This is a genomic window from uncultured Veillonella sp. (assembly GCF_934190855.1).
Taxonomy (GTDB): domain Bacteria; phylum Bacillota; class Negativicutes; order Veillonellales; family Veillonellaceae; genus Veillonella.
Map to the genome: position 1 here is coordinate 1 of NZ_CAKPTN010000198.1, position 2,743 is coordinate 2,743.

The following is a 2,743-nucleotide window of genomic DNA, read 5'->3' on the forward strand; positions in this document are numbered from 1 at the left end:
CCCCCATTCCTTGTTCTCTAGCATAAGGATAGGAACGAATACTAAATACCATAGACCAACGACTCATTAAAGGCATCATAATAAGTGCAATAGGAATGAATTCTGCACTAGGAATGGCAGCTAATAATTGCCATTTTAAAAGAGTAACAAATACAAATGCCACAACCCCAAAGGAGCCTATACGGCTATCTTTCATAATTTCTAGTTTTCGTTCTCTTTCGCGACCGGAAAATAAACCGTCACTAGTATCCATTAATCCATCCGCATGAAGTCCACCGGTCAGTAAAAATTCGGCTACAACGATGATTAACATCAATGGCATTAGAGGAAGAAACGGAGATAATACACCGTATAATATTGCCAAAATAAGACCTATAATAAGGCCTACATAAGGAAAGGCTACTACAGATTTACCAAAGTCTTCTACGGTCCATTCTGTTTGGTTTACAACTTTTAAACGTGTTAAAAATTGTAATGCTATAAAAAAAGGTGTCATTATGAATTCATCCCATAGGTAATGGCTGTACTAATGATAACCATTAGTATAGTCGTAACATACATCATATAAATTGTTCGCGTAATATGATTACGATTTAGCTTTTCAATAGGATCCCCCATATATTCACGGAAAGTCATCTTTTTGAAATACTGGTTGTAACCACCTAAACGGATATGTAGAGCCCCTGCTACAGGTGCCTCCGCATAGCCTCCATTTGGACTAGGATGTTTTTTGGCATCACGCAAGCCAATTTGTACTGCTTTTTTAGCATCAAAGCGTAATAAGAATGCAGCAATGACAAATAAAACAAAGGTAATTCGTGCAGGAATCCAATTTAATGCATCATCTAAGCGCGCTGCTACACGACCAAAATATAAATATTTTTGATTTTTATAACCCAACATGGAGTCCATAGTATTGGCAGTTCTATACAGAATAGCCCCCATAGGACCACCAAGAATAAAGAAGAATAAAGGTGCAATGATACCATCTACAGTATTTTCAGCAATCGTTTCTACTGTAGCGCGAGTAATTTCACTTTCATCTAAATCTTCTGTATCACGGCCTACAATCCAAGATAGCTTTTGACGAGCTTCTACAATATTATCTTGTTTAATGAGTTGACTAATAGTAAAACCTGCTCCAGCTAATGATCGTGGAGAAATCGCAATATACAGAATGATGACCTCAAGAGCATAAGCTACCCACTCATTAACAACGGCTCCAAGCCATAATATTAAAGAAACTATAATATATACTGATACAAGTATTAGTCCAACAGCTATACCACCGTACCATAATTTCTTTGTATCATTATCGGTATCCTTATAAAGAACGGCTTCAAAAAAGGATATAATACGACCAATAATGGCAACAGGGTGGTACTTACTATTTGGATCACCAATAATTAAATCTAGCAAAAATGCTAAAACTGGTATGCATACATAGTTATATTTAGTAAACCAGTGCAAAATATCTAAATGTTCCATATATCTCCCCTACTAACCCAAGGTAGACATAATATAATCCATATCTAAATGTTCCTCCACAATGTCAGCTAAACGATCATATGCTGCATTTTTATGGTCAAAGTAATGGAATACTACATCTAATGGCTTTAATCCTTTTCGTTCACGCAATTGATTGATAATAAAGCGTCTAAACTCATCATTATCAAATACACCGTGAATATATGTGCCCATTACTTGATGATTACCATCGATGAAACCATCGATAACATTAACAGCCTCTTCACTACGGCTTGTAATAGTAAAGCAACGCGTTACTGTATCCACTAATGGTGTAGTATCACCCATATGGATTTCATAGCCTACTAAATTCTCACCTGTGAAAGTACCATTTAAGAATTTCAAATCGGACACATTAAATTGTACTTGATGTGTCGTTTTTTGATCCTTCATAGTCGTAGAAGATTCTACAAGGCCAAGACCTTCTATCTCCTCAATATCACCTTCCATATGATGCGGATCATAAATCGTTTTACCTAACATTTGATTGCCCCCACAAACACCAATAACTGGAGTTCCTTGAGCAGCCAACTTTTTAATTTCATCAGCAAAACCTGTATCACGAAGATATGTTAAATCTGCCAATGTATTTTTAGAACCTGGTAAAATAATTAAATCAGGTTTACCAATAACATCGCCAGGGCCTACAAAACGAACAGATACATCAGGCTCATAATTAAGAGCATCAAAGTCTGTAAAATTAGAAATTTTAGGTGTTTGCATTACTACAACTTGAATTTCTTTAGAACCACTATTGCGCTTATTTTCTAATGCTACAGAATCTTCTTCATCAATATCTAGATTTTCAATAGCAGGAATAACACCTACTACTTTTTTACCAGTTTTTTCTTCAATAAAAGTAAGTGCTGGTTCTAGCAATTTAATATCCCCACGGAATTTATTAATTACTATACCTTTAATAAGGTCACGTTCTTCTTGTTCTAGTAGTTCTAATGTACCTACGATAGAAGCAATAGCACCTCCACGATCGATGTCAGCAATGAGATATACTGGAGCTTGCGTCATTTTAGCAATGCGCATGTTAACAATATCATTAGCCTTAAGGTTAACTTCTGCAGGACTACCTGCACCTTCAATAACCATTACATCAAAATTAGAGTCTAAGAAATTGATAGATTCTTTTACCTTATCAAGGGCAGTTAAAGAGTAATTTGTATGGTATTCCTTAGCACTATAGACGCCTACTGGTTTACCC

At 35.8% G+C, this 2,743-nt stretch carries 3 protein-coding genes; all 3 read right to left on the reverse strand.

Going from position 1 to position 2,743, the window contains the following annotated elements; translation table 11 throughout:
- Window positions 1-496: adenosylcobinamide-GDP ribazoletransferase (gene cobS, locus Q0F90_RS08655; protein ID WP_296004793.1), on the reverse strand; the 496-nt coding region annotated here is incomplete at its 3' end.
- The gene (cbiB, locus tag Q0F90_RS08660) at window positions 496-1,488 is read right to left on the reverse strand and encodes an adenosylcobinamide-phosphate synthase CbiB (RefSeq protein ID WP_296004795.1); all 993 of its coding nucleotides are present in this window, start codon (window positions 1,486-1,488) and stop codon (window positions 496-498) included. The genes cbiB and cobS, both read right to left, overlap by 1 nt.
- Before the next feature lie 12 nt (window positions 1,489-1,500).
- Window positions 1,501-2,743, reverse strand: a 1,243-nt coding sequence (locus Q0F90_RS08665; RefSeq protein WP_296004797.1) for a cobyric acid synthase, incomplete at its 5' end; no start/stop codon positions are given.